Source organism: Oenococcus sicerae, from assembly GCF_004102045.2.
GTDB classification, from domain to species: Bacteria; Bacillota; Bacilli; order Lactobacillales; family Lactobacillaceae; genus Oenococcus; species Oenococcus sicerae.
In genome coordinates this window covers 90,119-108,806 of the sequence record NZ_CP029684.2, presented here as the reverse complement: position 1 = coordinate 108,806, position 18,688 = coordinate 90,119, and the positions used below count along the sequence as shown (strand labels likewise).

19 protein-coding genes are annotated in these 18,688 nt (G+C 37.9%); 16 read left to right on the top strand and 3 right to left on the bottom strand.

Annotated elements, in window-relative coordinates; all coding sequences use genetic code 11:
* The first annotated feature begins 18 nt into the window (after positions 1-18).
* Positions 19-1,533, top strand: coding sequence for a peptide chain release factor 3 (locus DLJ48_RS00600; protein WP_128684973.1), 1,515 nt, complete (start codon positions 19-21; stop codon positions 1,531-1,533).
* A gap of 58 nt (positions 1,534-1,591) precedes the next feature.
* Positions 1,592-2,227, top strand: a complete 636-nt coding sequence (locus DLJ48_RS00595; RefSeq protein WP_128684971.1) for a histidine biosynthesis protein HisIE — start codon at positions 1,592-1,594, stop codon at positions 2,225-2,227.
* A gap of 11 nt (positions 2,228-2,238) precedes the next feature.
* Here the strand turns inward: DLJ48_RS00595 and DLJ48_RS00590 are convergent, their stop codons facing one another.
* Positions 2,239-2,709 carry a ribonuclease H family protein gene (locus DLJ48_RS00590; protein WP_128684969.1) on the bottom strand — a complete coding sequence of 157 codons (471 nt, stop codon included), beginning with the start codon at positions 2,707-2,709 and terminating at the stop codon, positions 2,239-2,241.
* 128 nt (positions 2,710-2,837) lie between these two features.
* Here DLJ48_RS00590 and DLJ48_RS00585 point away from each other — a divergent pair, with 128 nt between their 5' ends.
* The 14 genes from DLJ48_RS00585 (at position 2,838) to DLJ48_RS00520 (ending at position 15,424) form a co-directional block, all read left to right on the top strand.
* The gene (locus DLJ48_RS00585; protein WP_419776176.1) at positions 2,838-3,989 is read left to right on the top strand and encodes an FtsW/RodA/SpoVE family cell cycle protein; all 1,152 of its coding nucleotides are present in this window, start codon (positions 2,838-2,840) and stop codon (positions 3,987-3,989) included.
* On the top strand, positions 3,986-4,546 hold the full coding sequence (gene rsmD / locus DLJ48_RS00580; RefSeq protein WP_128684965.1) for a 16S rRNA (guanine(966)-N(2))-methyltransferase RsmD: 561 nt from the start codon (positions 3,986-3,988) through the stop codon (positions 4,544-4,546). The genes DLJ48_RS00585 and rsmD overlap by 4 nt, the downstream gene beginning before the upstream one ends.
* A 3-nt stretch (positions 4,547-4,549) precedes the next feature.
* A complete protein-coding gene (coaD, locus tag DLJ48_RS00575; protein WP_128684963.1) occupies positions 4,550-5,023 on the top strand; it encodes a pantetheine-phosphate adenylyltransferase in 474 nt (157 codons plus the stop codon).
* Positions 5,020-6,114 (top strand): SepM family pheromone-processing serine protease, encoded by a 1,095-nt coding sequence (locus DLJ48_RS00570; RefSeq protein ID WP_128684961.1) that lies wholly within the window; start codon positions 5,020-5,022, stop codon positions 6,112-6,114. The genes coaD and DLJ48_RS00570 overlap by 4 nt, the downstream gene beginning before the upstream one ends.
* Positions 6,115-6,183: 69 nt before the next feature.
* Positions 6,184-7,158 (top strand): competence type IV pilus ATPase ComGA, encoded by a 975-nt coding sequence (comGA, locus tag DLJ48_RS00565; RefSeq protein ID WP_128684959.1) that lies wholly within the window; start codon positions 6,184-6,186, stop codon positions 7,156-7,158.
* On the top strand, positions 7,091-8,134 hold the full coding sequence (locus tag DLJ48_RS00560) for a type II secretion system F family protein (RefSeq protein ID WP_128684957.1): 1,044 nt from the start codon (positions 7,091-7,093) through the stop codon (positions 8,132-8,134). Before comGA ends, DLJ48_RS00560 begins: the two co-directional genes overlap by 68 nt.
* Positions 8,131-8,460, top strand: a complete 330-nt coding sequence (comGC, locus tag DLJ48_RS00555; protein ID WP_128684955.1) for a competence type IV pilus major pilin ComGC — start codon at positions 8,131-8,133, stop codon at positions 8,458-8,460. Before DLJ48_RS00560 ends, comGC begins: the two co-directional genes overlap by 4 nt.
* Positions 8,447-8,863 (top strand): type II secretion system protein, encoded by a 417-nt coding sequence (locus DLJ48_RS00550; RefSeq protein ID WP_128684953.1) that lies wholly within the window; start codon positions 8,447-8,449, stop codon positions 8,861-8,863. The genes comGC and DLJ48_RS00550 overlap by 14 nt, the downstream gene beginning before the upstream one ends.
* On the top strand, positions 8,860-9,039 hold the full coding sequence (locus DLJ48_RS00545; RefSeq protein WP_128684951.1) for a hypothetical protein: 180 nt from the start codon (positions 8,860-8,862) through the stop codon (positions 9,037-9,039). Before DLJ48_RS00550 ends, DLJ48_RS00545 begins: the two co-directional genes overlap by 4 nt.
* Entirely contained in the window at positions 9,026-9,466 is a 441-nt protein-coding gene (locus DLJ48_RS00540) for a competence type IV pilus minor pilin ComGF (protein WP_128684948.1), read from the top strand. The genes DLJ48_RS00545 and DLJ48_RS00540 overlap by 14 nt, the downstream gene beginning before the upstream one ends.
* Before the next feature lie 169 nt (positions 9,467-9,635).
* Entirely contained in the window at positions 9,636-10,433 is a 798-nt protein-coding gene (locus DLJ48_RS00535) for a class I SAM-dependent methyltransferase (RefSeq protein WP_128684944.1), read from the top strand.
* Positions 10,434-10,439: 6 nt separating this feature from the next.
* Positions 10,440-11,633 carry an acetate/propionate family kinase gene (locus tag DLJ48_RS00530; RefSeq protein ID WP_128684942.1) on the top strand — a complete coding sequence of 398 codons (1,194 nt, stop codon included), beginning with the start codon at positions 10,440-10,442 and terminating at the stop codon, positions 11,631-11,633.
* Positions 11,634-11,786: 153 nt separating this feature from the next.
* The gene (gene adhE / locus DLJ48_RS00525) at positions 11,787-14,483 is read left to right on the top strand and encodes a bifunctional acetaldehyde-CoA/alcohol dehydrogenase (protein ID WP_128684940.1); all 2,697 of its coding nucleotides are present in this window, start codon (positions 11,787-11,789) and stop codon (positions 14,481-14,483) included.
* An 80-nt stretch (positions 14,484-14,563) separates the two neighbouring features.
* Complete coding sequence (locus DLJ48_RS00520) at positions 14,564-15,424, top strand: endolytic transglycosylase MltG (RefSeq protein WP_128684938.1); 861 nt, start codon at positions 14,564-14,566, stop codon at positions 15,422-15,424.
* A 29-nt stretch (positions 15,425-15,453) separates the two neighbouring features.
* Here the strand turns inward: DLJ48_RS00520 and greA are convergent, their stop codons facing one another.
* Complete coding sequence (gene greA, locus DLJ48_RS00515) at positions 15,454-15,942, bottom strand: transcription elongation factor GreA (RefSeq protein WP_128684936.1); 489 nt, start codon at positions 15,940-15,942, stop codon at positions 15,454-15,456.
* Between the two features lie 98 nt (positions 15,943-16,040).
* On the bottom strand, positions 16,041-18,653 hold the full coding sequence (locus tag DLJ48_RS00510) for a YfhO family protein (RefSeq protein ID WP_128684934.1): 2,613 nt from the start codon (positions 18,651-18,653) through the stop codon (positions 16,041-16,043).
* Positions 18,654-18,688: the final 35 nt, after the last annotated feature.

The following is an 18,688-nucleotide window of genomic DNA, read 5'->3' as shown; positions in this document are numbered from 1 at the left end:
TGAGTAGCGGATTTTTTTATGACTAATTTTAAAGACGAATACAAAAATCGCATTACTTTTGCGATTATTTCACATCCGGATGCCGGGAAAACAACTTTGACTGAACAATTGCTGCTGCATGGTGGCGTCATCCGGCAGGCTGGCACTGTTAAGGGTCGTGGATCGAATAAAATGGCTTCTTCAGACTGGATGGCGATTGAACAGCAACGAGGAATTTCAGTCACATCGTCGGTTTTACAGTTTGATTATGCTGGCAAACGGATTAATATTCTTGATACTCCTGGGCATGAAGATTTTTCTGAAGATACTTATCGAACACTCATGGCTGTTGATTCAGCTGTGATGGTGATTGACTCAGCTAAGGGAATTGAGCCACAGACAAAAAAATTGTTTGAAATTGTTTCAAAAAGACACATTCCCGTTTTCACTTTTTTTAATAAATTAGATCGTGATGGCCGAGATGCCTTTGATTTGGTTGATGAGTTGGAGAAAACACTGGGAATTCAGGCTTGTCCAATGAATTGGCCGATCGGTTCCGGCCAAGTCTTACAAGGCATTTATGATCTGCAGCATGATAAATTGATCCGTTACAACAGCACTAAAACAATTGACCAGTCTGTTTATGATGAATCAATGGAAGAAATTGTGCTGCAAAAGGATGCGGGCAATCAATTTGACGAGAGTAAGATTCTACACGGCCAACAGACACCGGTCTTTTTTGGGTCTGCACTGGCTAATTTTGGTGTTGAAGAATTTTTATCTGAGTATTTGAAATATGCGCCAGCGCCATCTTACAAAAGAACAGTTGATCATTTAGAAATCCAACCAGATAACGAGCAGTTCACGGCTTTTGTTTTCAAAATTCAAGCTAATATGAATCCTAATCACCGTGACCGGATCGCCTTTGTTCGCATCGTTTCTGGTGAATTTCACAAAGGAATGGAAGTAACGCTGGCTCGCAATGCCAAGAAATTAAAACTCAGCAATGTGACACAATTTATGGCCGATGAACGGGAAAATATCGAAACCGCTGTTCCTGGCGATATTATTGGTCTTTACGATACTGGCAATTTTCAAATAGGTGATTCCATTTATGAAGGAAAACAGACGGTTGAATTTGAACCTTTGCCAACTTTTACGCCGGAATTATTCAATCGTGTGATTGCTAAGGATGTTATGAAACAAAAGTCCTATCACAAGGGCATCAATCAGTTAGTTCAAGAAGGCACGATTCAATTATTCGAATCTTGGCATGGCCAAGAATATATTTTGGGTGCTGTTGGCCAGCTGCAATTTGAAGTTTTTCAATTCAGAATGGCCAATGAATATAATTCACAAATTATTTTTGAAACACTTGGCAAAAAAATTGCTCGTTGGATCAGGCTAGATGAGCTGGACGAGAGAATGAATACCTCTCGGTCAATGCTGGCAAAGGACCGACTAGGCAATCCTGTGATTCTTTTTGAAAACCGTTTTGCATTAACTTGGTTTGCTGACAAGTATCCAAATGTTAAACTTGAATCAAAAATGTAAAAAATTTGTCACATCCTTAAAATTTTGTTAAAATTTGTCTCGTTACTAAGGAGAGAAAATGCCAGAAAAGAAAGCAACAACGGTTAGTGAAAGAACTAAAAAAGCCGCAGCCACTACTAAGAAAGCTGCCAGCAAAGCGACAGCCGAAGGTGGCAAAGTTGCAAAGAAAGTATCTGCTGCAGCCAAAAAAACGACCGTGCCAGTTAAAAAAGCAGTTAAAAAAACGACTAAAAAAGCCTCTGCAGCTAGCGAGAAGACTAGTACTAAAACAGTCTCAGCTGCAAAAAAGACTGCTAAAAAGGCTGATTCGGCTAAAGAAGCTGTTAAGAAGACAGCTGCTGTTGCTAAAGAGTCAGCGACTAAAGCTGTTAAGTCTAGTAAAAAGACTGCTGCAAAAAAGACTGCTGCAGTTAAATCAACAGCTAAAAAAGCCACGGTTTCAGTTAAGAAGCCTGTGAAAAAAGCTGTTGTTAAGAAATCAACTGTTAAAAAGGCTGTCAGTTCGGCTGCTAGCAAGGTTGCCGAAACAGCAAAACCAGTTCTTGATAAGGCATCCGAAAGTGCTAGTTCAGTCCTTTCAAAGGCTGCCACAGCTACGAGTGATGCTGCTGATAAAGCTGTTGAAACAGCAAAACCAGTCATTGAAGAATCGAAATCTTGGTTTGCTAAATTTTTAGATATTTTTCGCAAATAAATTTTAAATAGTTATAGATGTTTGTCCATTTCTTGATTAAGGAGATGATCTACTTGTAGATTGCCCTTGGTTTTTAAGTGGCCTTTAACCCATTTAAAACTTAGGTAAGGATTTAGTTCTAAATACATTGGATATAGGGTTTGCCAGAGGAGCAGGTTTGGACGCTCTTTTTTTGTTTTCATCCAATTATGTAGCCAGCCTTTCGTCATTGGGTCTAAAACGTAATGCGAGTCGCTAACAAGTGTTATGGGCCTCCTCTGCAAGTCACTATTTGATAATATTTTGCGAAAGGCTGAACCAACAGCGGTCAATTCCATGGCATTATTTGTAGCACCCAGTTGGAAGCCCGAGGCTGATATTTGTTTCGATCCATCATCTATAACATAGGCCCATGCCGATAAATCTTTGGCATTTACGTGCTGACCTAATTTATTTCCAGTATTACGGTTGCCACCATCGGTATAAATTACGATTTCATTCATGTTTTTATCTTGCCACAGTTTTCAAGCTTAATTGCGACTGATAGAATAAATAGGTGGTTAGATTCCTGAAACAATTGGACTGGTTCTTAATTGGGCCATTTTTATTTTTAAGTTTAATTGGTGTTTTAATGGTTTTTTCTGCCTCAGCTGCTTATTCTGCCGGTGCTTTTAGTTTTCTAATGCGTCAATCATTATTTGCTCTGATTGGTATTTTGATCGTGTTATTTTTTTGTTTTTTTGTCAAAATTAAATGGCTGGCTTCTCAAAAGGTCGCTAGTTTTGCATTATTAGTCACTTGTATATTACTTTTGTTTGCTCGCTTTATTGCGCCAGCAACAGCTGGAACCGGCGCACATGGTTGGATCAATTTGCCATTATTTAACATTCAACCGGCTGAAATTTTCAAAATTGTTGTGGTTTTATATTTGTCTTCACTATCCGCTCATCGGCTCGATAAGTATGAACGGCAATTGCGAAGGCCCTCTTTGTCAACGAACAAAAATTTCGGTGACCATCGTTTTTTAGGATATACACGTTCACAAATTTTATTCGTCCTATTTAATTTTGGGTTGGTGCTCATTATGCCGGATTTAGGCAATGCTTTGATCGCTTTATTTCTAATGGCTGTGGTCTTATTTTCATCTGGTCTAAAGCCAAGATATCTTTTTGCTGCAATCGCCTCAGTCACCGCTATCTACGTGGCGCTACCGTCGATTTTAAAGGTGATTCCGAATCACTTTTTAACCAAACATTATCAGGCTTTGCGATTGCTTATTTATATTGATCCTTGGCCATATGCAAAGAACCAATCACTTCAGTTGGTAAACTCCTTTTATGCAATTGCTCATGGCGGTTTATTCGGTGTCGGTTTAGGCAATTCGATTGAAAAAATGGGTTATCTGCCTGAGGCGAATACTGATTTTATTATGGCTGTTTTTGTTGAAGAATTGGGATCGGTCACATTATTTATTGTTTTGGCAGTTTTATTGATTATGATCGGCCGCATGTTTTATATTGCTTTTCATATTAAAAATAATTTTGGCCGCTTGATTTTGTATGGAATTGGTAGCTATTTCTTCATTCAAGCACTAGTTAACTTAGGTGGAATCATTGGTGTGATGCCTTTGACGGGGGTCACTTTTCCTTTCATTTCATACGGCGGTTCCTCTTTTTTGATCAGTTCGATCTCGGTCGGGATCGCTTGTAGCGTATCACGTGTTTATAAAAACCAAAAGCTATCGGGAAAACAGCGGAGACAAAATTTGGAGGCTGATAAATGAGAGTTGTTGCTGGCAAAAATAAAGGAATGCGCCTAAAAATGGTTTCATCCAAATTGACACGACCAACGACAGACAAAGTCAAAGAGGCGCTTTTTTCTGTGATCGCGCCCTATACTAAAGGTGATCTGGTGCTTGATTTATATGCTGGATCTGGCGCTTTGGGAATAGAAGCTGTTTCTAGAGGATATCAAAAAGCTTATCTTGTGGATCATGCTGGTCCAGCGATCGAAACGATTAAAATGAATGTGGCAGCAACGAAAAATTTGGATAGTTTTGTTATGATCAAAGCACCTGCTAGCCAAGCTATTAAGCAATTTGCTGAGCAAAGAATTGTTTTTGATCTTGTTATTTTTGATCCTCCTTATGCAAAACAGCATATCGCAAAAGATATTCTTGATTTGTTGGAACACGGTCTTCTTGCAGACCAAGCACTGCTTGTGGCGGAAACGGATGAGCATGGCTTCCATTCTGTCAACGATAATCTCCCTGCAGGTTTCAGTGTGCTGGCACAAAAAAATTATGGCATTACATATTTGACAGTAATCAAAAAGGACTAATTTATGGTAAAAGCTGTTTTTCCTGGATCTTTTGATCCGTTAACTTTAGGACATATGGACGTAATCCGCAGAGCTGCAAAACTTTTTGATCAAGTTGTTGTAGCTGTCGGCATTAATACAAGTAAGACAGGCATGTTTTCAACTGAAGAAAAAATCAAGCTGATCACAGATGATATTCAAGAATTCGAAAATGCTGAAGTAGCTAAAATGCCGGGATTAACGGTCGAATTCGTAAGCTCTATCGAGGCTGATGTCATTATTCGTGGCATCAGAAATGTCAAGGACTATGAATATGAGCGAGACATCGCTGAACTGAATCGGCAATTAAGCGGTGTTGAAACTGTCTTGCTGCCTGCTCAAGCTATTTATCAAGATATTTCCTCTTCGAACCTCAAAGAGGTTGCTAAATTTGGTGCTGATATTAGTCATTTCGTTCCCAAAAACGTGTCAGAACTGATAAAGTTAAAAACTAAATGAAACAAAAAAAATTTATTAAAATCATTAGCGGCGTTTTTGCTGGACTGATGGCCGTTGTAGCTATTTCTTTTTATTTGGCTTTGCCTATAAATGCCTATGTTGAAACACCCGGAGAGGCTGACGATATCAATCAGTTCATGACCGTAGCTGGTAAACACGATAAAACCAAGGGTTCTTTGCGGCTTGTCTCAGTCTATTTATCAGAAGCGAATCATTTTTATTGGCTCATAAGCAAATTTGATAGCAGGTATTCGATCGAGCCCAAAGAGGATGTACAAGGAAATGTTTCTGATGAAGTATATGCCGCGATCAGCGAATATCAAATGAAAACAGCTATTTTATCGGCAGAAGAGGTTGCTTTCGAAGCTGCTGGCATGTCTGACAAAATCAAATCGAATTATTTAGGTATCTATGTTGCGACGATCACTAAGAATTCGCATTTTGCAAAAAAAATAAAAATTGGCGATACAATAACCAAGATTGATGGTCTGCATTTTGATAATGCTTCAGGGTTTCAAAAATATCTAGCCACGGTACCCTTAGGAAAGACGGTAACTTTGACAGTTTTGAGACACAATCGGACTCTAGCCTTGTCTGGAAAAACAATTCATTTAGCGAATACAGTCAGTAAGGATTATCCGAAGGGCCGCAATGGAATTGGTATTAGCTTAGTTGATAATGTCGAAGTGACAACGAGTCCAAAAGTTAATGTTAATGTTGGTGAAATCTCAGGTCCTTCGGGAGGCCTTATGTTTACTCTGCAATTATATTCACAATTATCGGGAGAAAATATTAAAAAAGGCCGCAATATTTCTGGTACTGGTACTATTGATGATAAAGGTGACGTGGGGGAGATCGGTGGTATTGATAAAAAGATTATTGCAGCTCAAGAAGCCGGTTCGACCATATTCTTCTCGCCTTATGTTAAAGCAACTAAAGCAAATATGAAATTGGATGGCGGCAAGACTAATTGGCAAACAGCTGTTGCAGCTCAAAAGAAATATGCGCCAAAATTAAAACTGGTTCCAGTGCGAAATTTTCAAGATGCCTTGAATTACTTAGAAACAGGCAAAATCATTAACACAAAATAGATTTCAGAAAGTCCGCGAGGGCTTTTTTATTTTGGCTAAAAATACGTATTAATTTATTAGGAGCCAAAAATGCAAGCCTATTTTAAAACAATTCTTAAAGAAGCAATTGTGTCAAATGCCGTGGACATTTATCTTTTGCCAGAATTAGAAAACTATCAGATTAAATTTCATAACGGACGTCAGCCAACAGGCTTTCGAATTATTAGCCGCCAATTAGCATTGAAACTATTCAGCTTTTTAAAATTTAAAGCACAAATGAACATTGCTGAAAATCGTCGTCCACAAGTTGGATCAATGGATTGGTACTTAGACAGAGAAAATTTGTCTTTAAGAATTTCAACGGTTGGTAACTTTAATAATCAAGAAACGATGGTTATCAGAATTCTTTATGATCGCCAAATTCATGATTTGCTCTGGCTGCAACGAAAGCAGTTTCATGCGATCAAGCAATTATTGCCGGCTCAAGGTCTCGTGGTTGTTGCCGGACCGACCGGATCTGGCAAGACGACAACTATTCATGAATTATTAAATGATCGCGCAGATGATAATTTAATTTTGACGATCGAAGATCCGGTTGAAATCAAAAATCCGAAAACAATTCAGCTGCAGATAAATAACGATGCTGCTATGTCATACCTAGATTTGATCAAGGTAGCATTACGTCATCATCCTGATATTCTGCTGATCGGAGAAATTCGCGATGCGCAAACGGCTCAGGCTACGATTCAAGCATCGCTAAGCGGTCACCTTGTTTTTTCTACGATTCATGCTAACTCTGCGATGGCTGTTTGTGATCGTTTATTGGAATTAGGTGTGGATAAATCTTTGTTAAAACAGGTTTTAAAGCTTTCAGTCTATCAACGGTTGCTGCCAAAAATAGATAACAGTTTGGCAGCCATTGCTGATTGGAAAACAAATGACGAAATTTTTCAATCTGAACAATATCCTCTAGCAAATCATTTTAAGGAGGTATTAGATGAAGCCTTTAAAAATAAAACAATTTCTGCGAAAACCCGCGAAGACTATCAACAAATTATCTCGTAAAAAACAAGTCGCTTTTTTTAGTCTACTGGGTCAGCTTATTCAATCTGGTTATTCAATTAATCAAGCAATACAGTTCATGGAGCATGTTTCGCCTGACGATGCATGGTTGAAAAAACTTAATCAGAATTTAAGCCAGGGAAAAGATTTTCCACAGGCGGTTCATCCGTATTTAAATAACTCGCTTAATTTTCAAATCGGTATGGCTAACCGTTACGGTAAATTAGAAACAGTATTATTACAGCTTGCTGATTTTGCGGAAAAAAATCTGGAACAAGAAAATAAAATTAAACAGATTTTGAAATACCCTTTAATTTTAGTGATTTTATTGTTTTTGATAGCCGTTGCAGTCAAAATATTTTTATTACCGATTTTGTCCAGCTGGTCGGATCAAGCAAGTAACGAACCCGTTGATTCCTTTTTTTGGATCAAAATGGTTGCCATTATCTCAAGCATCTTGTTAATCGTTGGATATAAATACGTCACTTTCAGAAAATTAACGCAGATTCAAAAAATAACTTTTTATACAAAATTACCGTTATTCGGTAAAACAATTTCATATTTAGTCAACTATCAATTTTCTTTGCAGCTTTCCATGCTGACTTCTTCAGGATTGCAAATTTCTCAGATCGCAAGAGATATTGCTGAAAATAAAATTCAGTCTGTTGAATCCGAATTTGCCTGCAAGATGGTTGAAATGTTGGAAAAAGGTCAAAACTTATCTGATTTTTTTGAAGAATTGGCTTTTCTTGATCCAACAATCAATATTTATTTTCAACAAGGATCAGATGAAAAGCTTTTAAAACGTAATCTTCAAGTTTATTCGAAAATTATTTATACGAAATTTTTAAGCAGTGTCGATCGTTTGATCGGATTAGTACAGCCGCTTAGTTTTGCGCTTGTCGGTCTCGGAATCGTCTTTTTGTACTTATCAATGTTAATGCCCATGTATCAAACACTAGGAGGACTCAGTCAATGAAACAAATTAAAACTATTTTAGGGAAAATCAAGCATAAAAAAACAGCTTTCACATTGATTGAAATGGCCGTGGTCTTATTTATTATCAGCTTGCTGATGCTCTTAATTTTGCCGAATTTAAATAATCAGCGTAAAAAAGCAGCTGCTACTCAATCTGATGCGATGGTTTCGGTCGTGCAAACACAAGTCAGTCTCTATGAAAATGAAACAGACGATAATGATGTTACTTATGCCGACCTGGTTTCAGATAAATATTTGACAGATAAACAGGCTAAAAAGGCTCAAGAATTAGGCATCAAGATCAGCGGGACGAATGTTTCGAAATAAAGCTTTCACACTTTTAGAATCGTTGATCGTTTTGTCGATCATTGCTTTTCTCTGTGCGATTGCCGTCAGCCTGCCACGTCCGACTGAAAAACAAGTAACCAAAAGTTTTTTGAAAAAATATGAGTCTTTTTATAGCCAGGCACAATTATCGGCACAGCGAAGCAACCGGGATACTGAACTGATTTTCAATCAAAATGATATTTATTTTTCGGACTGTCACAAACGATTGCAGCGATTAGCAATACCGAAAGAAATACTGGCACCGAGCCGTAAGATGGTAATTAAAGCCAATGGCTATGTTGCACCGATGACACTTATTTTTTCTAATCCGGAGGGTGATAGAAAATTTTCATTGATTTATTCATTAGGATTTGGGAATTATCGTGTGGAGAAAAGCAAATGAGTCGAAAAAAATCTTTTGTACTCGTTGAAACATTGATCGCTTTGTCTATCGCAACATTGGCGATTTTCTTTTTGCTGGATCTGCAAAGTCAGCAGAGACAGCAAATTACTAGGTTAAAAATTCAAATCAATCGGCAGCGAACGCAATTAGAAACAAAATTTTATGCCCAAAAATAGACAAAAATCATTCACAATCATTGAAACGGTTATTTCGCTTGGTATTTTTGCAATCATTTTATTCTTGATCCAGTTTGCCGTCCAGTACACGAATCAAGAGAAAGCAACTACGAATTTAATCAGTTATCACAGAATGCTGATGCAATTAGAAAACAATGATCGCGCGTATTATTGGTCTGACGAAAAATCACAACAAATTTATTTTGTTTCTGAAGATAAAATTAAACAGAAAATATTTTTACGTTTGAAAAATCATATTCTACAATTAACAACTAGCGATGGTGGTACGATGCCGATGCTGGCTGCTGTCGATAAATTCAAATTAACTGTAAACGATAATAAAGTACACTTCTCTTTATTATTCGATAGTGGAGAAAATTATGAAACGACTTTATTGCTGGCAAAGTATCAGCCGAAAGAAGAATAGCTATGTACTTTTGACAACGATCATCCTGATCTTTCTTTTCACTGGATTATCTCTAGGTTTGGCCCTGATTCATGCTAATCAAATAACGGCGCTTCAAAATATTACACATTGCTATGGAAACAAAAACGATCAGCTTGTTGAAAATGATGAAAATCCTTAAGATGAAAGTATGCATACTGAAAATTTAGTTAAAATAGTTCAACTTTTAGATGAGAATATTAGCACAGACTTTGTTGATCCGAATAGTGTGATTGATGCAGCTGGAAAACTGGATTTCAGTTCTTTTTCTCAAAAAGAACTTGTGAATGCTTTTAATCTTTTTTTTGCTAAAAGATTCAATCAAAATTTAGTATTATCAAATCGTCTGACACCCGCTGTTATTGGTGACTTAATGGCGCTGATCACTAGCAAACTTGGTTTACTTGAAGATAATATTTTTGATCCAGCGGTTGTTTTTCCGGATTTACTTTTCCAATTTGCCAGTCAATTAAAAGGAACTTTTAGCTTGTATGGCAAGTCTGATGATCCGAATATTAACGCTGATATTAAAAAGTTATCCGATCTTTATCATTTTGATTTCAAATCACCGAATGCAAAAAAAATAATTATCAGCCGTATTTTGGGCATTGATTTTACCGCAGAAAGTAATCGCATGTTGCAAGAAAGTAATTTGAAGGACGGTGAATCGGCGATCTTACTGGTTAATAGTGCTGATCTACAGTCAACTGATTTCGCAAATTTATTAAAAAAACACTCAGAATTACAATTGATCGCAATCCTTAAATTACCAACGAGCCTGTTTAAACATATTGAAACGAGTTTAAGCCTTCTCATTCTTCAACGAAAAGCGGATAATGAAAAGGTAGTTGCTCAGGTTTTGCTTGCTCAAATCCCAGAGCTTTCAAATAAAGAAAATTTTTCTAAGTTTATTTCGCAGCTTGAAAATTGGAAGAAAGAAAATTTGTGAGGTCGTATGACAAAAATATTATCAGTTAATGCTGGATCATCGTCATTAAAATTTAAATTACTGAATATGCCCGAAGAGGATGTTATTGCTGAAGGCGTTATTGAAAGAATTGGTGCAGGCCTTGATCAGGATGATAATGTCACGATTAAGTTAAATGGCGAAAAACATAAAAGCCGCCAGGAATTCGATGATCATGAACAAGCGATCAATTTTATGCTTGCTCAGTTTAAAGAACTTGGTATCGTGAAAGATTTCAATGAAATCAAAGGTATTGGTCACCGTGTTGTTGCTGGTGGAGAATGGTTCAACAAATCAGTTTTGGTCGATGATGAGGTTTTGAAGAAAGTTGAGCGGCTGGCGGCTTATGCACCCTTGCATAACGCAGCTAATGCACTTGGAATCAGGGCTTTTTCAAAGATCATTCCTGAAGCTGTTGAAGTTGTTGTTTTCGATACAGCTTTTCATCAAACAATGCCCAAAGAAAACTATTTATATGCGATTCCTTACGAATATTACACAAAATACGGTGTGCGTCGATATGGTGCTCATGGTACCTCTCATAAATACGTTGCCGAACAAGCAGCTAAGCTTTTAGGTAAACCATTGGAAGACTTAAAGCTGATCACAATGCATCTAGGTGCTGGCGCTTCAATAACAGCGATTAAAAATGGTAAATCTTATGATACCTCGATGGGCTTTTCTCCTTTAGCCGGACTGATGATGGCAACACGTTCTGGGGATGTTGATTACTCGCTGATGAATTACGTTAAAGGCAAAGAAGGTCTTTCTGATCAGGAAACGTTAGATATTTTAAATCACAAATCTGGCTTGTTAGGCGTTTCGACGATTTCCAGTGATATGCGTGATTTGCTTGATGTTTATGACACCAATGACCATGCCAAACTGGCAGTCGATATGTTTGTTGACAGAGTTGTAGACTACATTGGCCAATATTACTTTGAACTGCAGGGGGCAGATGCTTTGGTCTTTACAGCTGGTATTGGCGAAAATTCAATTCCGGTTAGAAAGATGGTCATCGATAAATTAGCATTTTTAGGTGTTAAATTAGATGAAGAAGCGAATTCGAAACGGGGATCGGCTACGGAAATTACGACTGCTGATTCTAAAATCAAAGCCTTTATGATTCCAACTAACGAAGAACTAGAAATTGCTCGGGACGTTCAACGACTGATGAAATAATTTACAAGCTGCCTGTAAAAGGCAGCTTTTTTATTAAGAAAAATAATTAGTGATTTTTTTTACAAACATCTATTGACATTTAGATTGTGAAGTTTTATATTAATAATGTTAATAAGTTCACAAAGATATTGGACTTGTGACAAAGGAGAACATATGGCAGTCGAAACAAAAAAAACCACAAAAAAATCGTTAACTCCCGAAGAGCTTCAAGCTAAAAAGGATGCTGCGGTTAAGTATATTGGGGGTCTAGTCGACAAATCAAATGAGGCGTTGTTAGAATTCTCAGTTTATAGTCAAACTCAGGTTGATAAAATTGTTGCTGCGATGGCCTTGGCTGGTTCTGAACACTCGCTGGAACTGGCTCACTTTGCTCGCAATGAAACGGGACGAGGTGTTGTTGAAGATAAGGATACGAAAAATCGTTTTGCATCTGAGTCTGTCTATAACGCAATTAAAGCTGATAAAACAGTTGGTGTGATCCACGAGGACCCTGTCACAGGAAAAGTGGAATTAGCGGCACCACTGGGTATTCTAGCTGGTATTGTACCGACCACTAATCCAACTTCTACCACGATCTTTAAATCCTTGCTAACGGCTAAAACGCGAAATACAATTATTTTCGCCTTCCATCCTCAGGCCCAAAAGTCATCAGTCGCTGCAGCAAAAATTGTTTACCAAGCTGCTAGGAAAGCAGGTGCACCGGAAAACTTTATTCAATGGGTAGAATCACCGTCGCTAGAGAATACGAGTGCCTTAATGCAGAATCCTAAAATCGCTTCTATTTTAGCAACTGGTGGTCCTGCCATGGTCCACGCGGCCTTAACATCCGGAAATCCCTCGATGGGTGTTGGCGCTGGGAATGGCGCTATCTTCATTGACCATACCGCTCGAGTTCGTCGTGCAGTTGAAGATTTGCTTTTGTCAAAACGTTTTGACAATGGCATGATTTGTGCAACGGAAAATTCAGCAGTTGTTGAATCGGCGGTTTATGATGAATTTACGAGATTGATGCAAGAAAAAGGTGCTTATTTAGTGCCTAAAAACGACTATAAAAAAGTAGCTGATTTTGTTTTCAATGAAAAACACGGTGTGAATGGTCCGGTGGCTGGCATGAGCGGTCGATGGATCGCTGAACATTCTGGCATTAATTTGCCTGAAGGTAAAGATGTTCTTTTGTTCGAACTTGATAAAAATGATATTGGCGAAAAATTATCTTCCGAAAAACTAAGCCCATTACTATCGATTTATAAAGTTGCTGACCGCCAAGAAGCCATTAAAGTTGTTCAAAGGCTGCTTAATTATCAAGGTGCTGGCCATAATGCTGCGATTCAGATCGGTGCGCAAGATGATCCATTCGTCAAAGAGTATGCTGATGCCGTTTCTGCTTCTCGAATTCTTGTGAACCAGCCTGACTCGATTGGCGGTGTTGGCGATATTTATACGGACGCTTTGCGGCCAAGTATGACGCTCGGTACCGGATCATGGGGGAAGAATTCATTGTCACACAATTTGTCTACTTACGATTTATTGAATATTAAAACTGTCGCACGTCGACGTAATCGGCCCCAATGGGTCCGTTTGCCTAAAGATATTTATTATGAAAAAAATGCAATTACTTATCTGCAGGAATTGCCAAACGTCAATAGGGCATTTATTATTACGGGACATGCACTGGTTAAATATGGTTTTGTTGATCGTGTACTTGAACAGTTCGAACTTCGTCAAGACCAAGTTAAGACTAGTATTTACAGTTCCGTACAGCCTGATCCTTATTTAAGCCAAGCGGTAGAAATTGCTAAACAAATGCAGGAATTTGAGCCAGATACTGTGATTGCCTTGGGTGGTGGTTCGCCATTAGATGTTGCAAAAATTGCACGCTTTCTTTATGAGTATTCACAAGAAGCTGATCATGTTGGTTTTTTGGATAATCTTGATGATATTAAAGAATTATTCAAGGGTCTTCAGCAAAAATTCATGGATATTCGGAAACGAATCGTGAAGTTTGAACATCAAAATTTGACGCAACTAGTAGCTATTCCAACAACATCCGGTACCGGTTCAGAAGTGACACCGTTTTCTGTTATTACAGATGACGAAAGTCATGTGAAATATCCATTGGCTGATTACGAACTAACACCTCAGGTGGCCATCGTTGACCCTGAATTGGTTATGACGGTCCCTAAGCGCACGATTGCACTTTCCGGACTCGATGCCTTGTCACACTCGCTTGAATCTTATGTATCTGTGATGAGTTCTGAGTTTACCCGCCCTTGGGCTTTGCAAGCAATTAAGCTTATTTTCGAAAATATTGTTGACTCATATAATTATGATCCAAATCATCCAACAAATCGTGGTGCAGAAGCAAGAGAGAAAATGCATTATGCCTCAACTTTGGCTGGTATGTCCTTTGGCAACGCTTTTCTTGGGATCAACCATTCTCTTGCACACAAAACGGGTGGTGAGTTCGGTTTGCCGCACGGCCTAGCGATCAGCATTGCAATGCCGCATGTGATTCGTTTTAATGCCGTGACTGGCAATGTTAAACGAACACCTTTCCCACGTTATGAAGTTTATACAGCCCAAAAGGATTATGCAGATATCGCCCGTCACATTGGTCTGATGGGTAAAGATGATGCAGCATTAGTTGAAAAATTAATTGTCAAAATTAAAGAATTGACTGATGCTTTGGATGTTGACGTGACTTTAAGCGGCAATGGTGTTGATAAAAAAATTTTTGAAGAATCACTGGATCGCTTGGTTGACTTGGTTTATGACGATCAATGCACGCCAGGCAATCCACGTCAGCCGAGTTTAGCTGAAATTAGAAAATTATTGATCGATCAGTTCTAACGATTGCCAATCTTTAACAGGTCTGAGTCGTGAGACCTGTTTTTTAATTTAGCTATAAAAACTAGTAAAATGATATTGCTATGCAAAAACAAAAAAATCGATCACGTTCCAGAAAAAGAAAACAAAAAAAATCCAAGTTGCAAAAAATTGCCTTCGTTCTGATAATTTTCATCTTGATTATTATTCTTGGCATTAATATATCTGATAAACTCACGACAGACCATTTGAAAACTGAATATTCAGCAGTTGATCCACAGGATAACAGTTATCAAACGGTTGTCATTAAATCTGGATCGACGGTTCAAGATATGGCCAAAGATCTTCATGAAGCTGGATTGGTGAGATCTGAATTATACTTTTCCAAATTTGCGTTAGGCAAAGGCGGCAGCGGTTTACAAGCTGGTACCTATTATTTGAAGAAATCTCAATCAATGTCTGAAATATACGCGCAATTAGTAAAGGGACCAAACATTGATGTCTATCGTAAATTGTTCATCGAAAAACGCGCATCATATGCTAAGGAATTACAGACAAAATACAAGGTTCTCGCTTCGATTAATTTAGCGCAGACAATCTTGGAGTCAGAGTGGGGAACTAGTACCTTGGCCTCTAAATATAACAATTATTATGGAATTAAAGCTCAAGGCAAACAAAAAAGCGTTCAACTGGATACAAAAGAATATTTGAATGGCAAATGGGTGACTGAAAAAGATAAATTTGCTGTTTATTCTGATTGGCGGACAGGCATGCTAGCTCATGCTAAATTTATCGCTAATGGCACTGCTTTGAATTCAGCCCAATTTAAAGATGTATTGTCAGCTGGTGACTACAAAAAAGCAGCGGCAGCACTTGTGACTGACGGTTACGCAACAGATCCAGATTACGCAAACAAAATTATCACGATTATCGAGACTTACAAATTAAACCAATATGATAATTAAAAAACAGGTTCATCAGAACCTGTTTTTGTTTACTTTGCTTTAGCAACATGGGTGATCGCAACTGTGACCGAATTATTGCCAGGCAGGGGAATTTCAACTTGATCGCCAGTTTTATGGTTTAGCAAGGCTTTTCCCATTGGCGAATCGTTTGAAATAAGACCAGTTAACGGATCGGATTCAGCAGAGCCTACTATCGTGTAGGTTTCTGTATCACCATCTGGAACCTCTTTAAAGGAAATTGTTTTTCCTAGTGTGACGACGTTTTTTGAAACGGTTGAGGCATCGATTACTTGGGCAAACTGAATCATTTGTTGGAGTTGTTTCACTCTACCCTCAACAAAAGCTTGCTCGTCTTTGGCCGACTGGTATTCAGAGTTTTCCGATAGGTCGCCGAAAGCTCTTGCTTCTTGAATTCGGGCCGTGATCGTTGGACGTTTATTTGTAATGAGATCGTCAAGTTCTGCTTGAAGCTTAGCAAGGCCTTCAGCAGTCATTGGATATGTTTTTTCTTCTGCCATACGTACTATCTTTTATATCCTTTCAAAATTTACAGCAAAATTAGCATAACACGCCTTATTTACCTGTCAAGTAGCAAAGATAAATGATTATCTGACCTTTAGTTAATTTTAGTAAAGCGTTTTCGTAAATTAAATCCGATTATGATAAACAAACTAATAACACTGATGAATAATGCTATGTGAAGGTAAGGCTCTTCATAATAAATCTTAATTCGATGTTTGCCAGGATTAATTTTTGCCCCTACAAAATAGTGATCAATCGTTTTAACTGTCGTATTTTTTCCATCGATTTTAATTTTCCAACCCGGGCTGGCTGGAATAGTTGTCATTAAGAGTTTTTGATCCTGTGCAGCATGGATATTTCCTGTAAAACTAGTCTGATTGAACTTTAAGTTTGTGATACCGGTTTTCTGAATTTTCTTAGCTGCTTGGCTTACCTGCGTACGATCAATTGAATACAATGTTAAGTTATTTAAAAAAAGTGAGGAATTTTTTAAATGGATAGAGATAGTGATCTGAAAGTTTTTGTCTTGATTAGCAACATTTAACGCCACGACATCTTGGCGATTTGTATCTTGTGGTATTGTTTCGCCATTAATCGTGATCCAACTGGCATCGTTTGCAAATGAGCTCGGTAGTGTCAAGTAATAGGCATCATTTGTTGTCGGTGTGAAACTGATATTGAGCGAAGCATCCTGTGTGTTTGAAATTTTTTCAGCCGTTTGTCCATTTAAATAAAGCAGTCTTTGCAGGTTGGTTGTGTTGTAGGTAAAGGGAATATTCTCCTTGACCACACTTTTTGTGTTTGCTAATTTAGTCCAAAGAGAATTAGCAGTTAAGATGGGATTTTCAGGATAAATTTGACTTTTCAGTACTTGTTTGGAAGTAGGAAAAATGATTGGCAAAGCATTATTGTTTTTAATGGTCATCGTCTGATCCTTGCTTTGGAGCAGCTGGTAGCTTGTGAGGTCTGGCCGATAAGAATTAGCCATAGATCTTGATGATCCGGCTGCAGTTGAACTGCCGTAGACAGGTGATATAAAGTATTTCATATCAAAAATAGCATCAGTTAAAATAGTGCCATAGGAATACGAGGCCACATAATCACCTGCGGCCTGTCCGAAAGCACCAAATAATTCAGGCGTTTTTTTATCAACGGTCGAAGAAAAATGCATGCCGCCATTAAAACCAGTCGCAAAAGGATCACCACGTGTTCTAGAAAAGGTTTGGCCAACTCGGTAAAAACCTTTTTTGGATAAATTGCTCGTTGACTGTCTAAGTGCTTGGATAGTTCTTTGATATTCGCTGTTGGTTAAATAACCAAAATTATTCGTTGATAGATAAGCATTCAAAGCTGAGCTTGTTAAGGCAACGAGTAGAAGAAAGTAGGACCAAAAATTAAAACTCATATAGCGCCTAATAAGATAAACAAAAAGTCCAAAAACGGAGACAAAAATAAACAGATGCACCTGCTGCTGATCCACAAAATCGATTTTGCCGTCATATATGAAAGCCGTTAATGTAATACCGCAGATGAGCACAGCGCTTAAAACGAAAGTTTTGAGGTTGGCATGTCTGCTCTGCTGCAAGCCGATGGCTGCAAGTAATAAAACGAAGAAAATAAAAATAAAACTGTAACGATATGGATACCAGACAGGATACTGCATCATATGAAAGAAAATATTTAAAGGCTGCCAAATGAAGCTTAATCCATATAGTCCAATGGTGAACCCGGCAATAATTTTTGTCGATATTTTTTCTTTTCTCAAGAAGAAATAGGCTATCAAACCGATGATGATGACAAAGGGCACAAAAATGTTGGCTTGGCCTGTCTTCATTTGGCTGAAATTAAAGGATCCCGGAATTAATTTCAGAATTAATAAATATGGTTTAGCAATAAACTGCCAGTCGATTTTAGCGATTGTATCCTGGCCTTTGCCTTGCAAAAGCTGATAGGCAGTTGGCAGCAATACGACAGCTGCAACAAGCACCGAACCAAACATGGCCAGTAGAAAACGATACATGCTTATAAGCCAGCTTAAAATTTTTGAAGGTTGGCGACTTATTTGCCAAAGTGCAAAAAATGGCAAGAAGACACCGATCATGTAGGCGATATAAAAATTATCGATAATTGAGAAGGCGAAAATTAGTGTAAAAGGCAGATATTTTTTTTCCAGAATTGCTGAAATGGCAAAGTAAATAATTAAGGGGAGCAGGATAATTTCGTCTTGCCAAAGCAGATTGACTTGATTAGCAATAAACCAGCCAGACAAAGCATATGAACTAGAGAAAACCAAAGCTAAATTTTTTGATGCGAAATTCTGCTTGACTAACAAGCATTGCATTGATAAGCCGGATAACCCAAAACGCAAAACAGTCAACAACAAGATACCGCTAGGCAGATTTGCTTGATTAAAAAATAGTAAAAGCAAATTCAGTGGGCTAAAAAGGTAATATGACCACTCGGAAAACATTTCACCGCCAAAATTTTTGCCAAAACTATAAAAGAGCTGATGCGGATTATGCAGAATCGTCTCTCTCATTCCAGAAAACATATCGATATACTGTTGTCCTAGATCAACAGTCAGAATTGAGCTGTTGCCAAAAGGCGCCATCTTGCGATAAGCAAAATAGCCGAGCATAATCATAGCCGGCAGTATAAAACTTAAAAAGTAATGATTTGAAATAATTTTTTGGATTTTTTCTCGCATGAACTATAACTTATGTTAACGATGATACAATAAAA

Bases quoted from the DNA above. Each gene is read 5' to 3' on its own strand.
- DLJ48_RS00535 (WP_128684944.1), top strand. From the start codon at position 9,636: ATGCATACTGAAAATTTAGTTAAAATAGTTCAACTTTTAGATGAGAAT.
- DLJ48_RS00595 (WP_128684971.1), top strand. From the start codon at position 1,592: ATGCCAGAAAAGAAAGCAACAACGGTTAGTGAAAGAACTAAAAAAGCC.
- DLJ48_RS00510 (WP_128684934.1), bottom strand. From the start codon at position 18,653: ATGCGAGAAAAAATCCAAAAAATTATTTCAAATCATTACTTTTTAAGT.
- adhE (WP_128684940.1), top strand. From the start codon at position 11,787: ATGGCAGTCGAAACAAAAAAAACCACAAAAAAATCGTTAACTCCCGAA.
- DLJ48_RS00540 (WP_128684948.1), top strand. From the start codon at position 9,026: ATGCCCAAAAATAGACAAAAATCATTCACAATCATTGAAACGGTTATT.
- rsmD (WP_128684965.1), top strand. From the start codon at position 3,986: ATGAGAGTTGTTGCTGGCAAAAATAAAGGAATGCGCCTAAAAATGGTT.
- DLJ48_RS00600 (WP_128684973.1), top strand. From the start codon at position 19: ATGACTAATTTTAAAGACGAATACAAAAATCGCATTACTTTTGCGATT.
- DLJ48_RS00560 (WP_128684957.1), top strand. From the start codon at position 7,091: ATGAAGCCTTTAAAAATAAAACAATTTCTGCGAAAACCCGCGAAGACT.
- coaD (WP_128684963.1), top strand. From the start codon at position 4,550: ATGGTAAAAGCTGTTTTTCCTGGATCTTTTGATCCGTTAACTTTAGGA.
- DLJ48_RS00590 (WP_128684969.1), bottom strand. From the start codon at position 2,709: ATGAATGAAATCGTAATTTATACCGATGGTGGCAACCGTAATACTGGA.
- DLJ48_RS00585 (WP_419776176.1), top strand. From the start codon at position 2,838: ATGGTTTTTTCTGCCTCAGCTGCTTATTCTGCCGGTGCTTTTAGTTTT.
- DLJ48_RS00520 (WP_128684938.1), top strand. From the start codon at position 14,564: ATGCAAAAACAAAAAAATCGATCACGTTCCAGAAAAAGAAAACAAAAA.
- DLJ48_RS00550 (WP_128684953.1), top strand. From the start codon at position 8,447: ATGTTTCGAAATAAAGCTTTCACACTTTTAGAATCGTTGATCGTTTTG.
- DLJ48_RS00530 (WP_128684942.1), top strand. From the start codon at position 10,440: ATGACAAAAATATTATCAGTTAATGCTGGATCATCGTCATTAAAATTT.
- comGC (WP_128684955.1), top strand. From the start codon at position 8,131: ATGAAACAAATTAAAACTATTTTAGGGAAAATCAAGCATAAAAAAACA.
- DLJ48_RS00545 (WP_128684951.1), top strand. From the start codon at position 8,860: ATGAGTCGAAAAAAATCTTTTGTACTCGTTGAAACATTGATCGCTTTG.
- greA (WP_128684936.1), bottom strand. From the start codon at position 15,942: ATGGCAGAAGAAAAAACATATCCAATGACTGCTGAAGGCCTTGCTAAG.
- comGA (WP_128684959.1), top strand. From the start codon at position 6,184: ATGCAAGCCTATTTTAAAACAATTCTTAAAGAAGCAATTGTGTCAAAT.
- DLJ48_RS00570 (WP_128684961.1), top strand. From the start codon at position 5,020: ATGAAACAAAAAAAATTTATTAAAATCATTAGCGGCGTTTTTGCTGGA.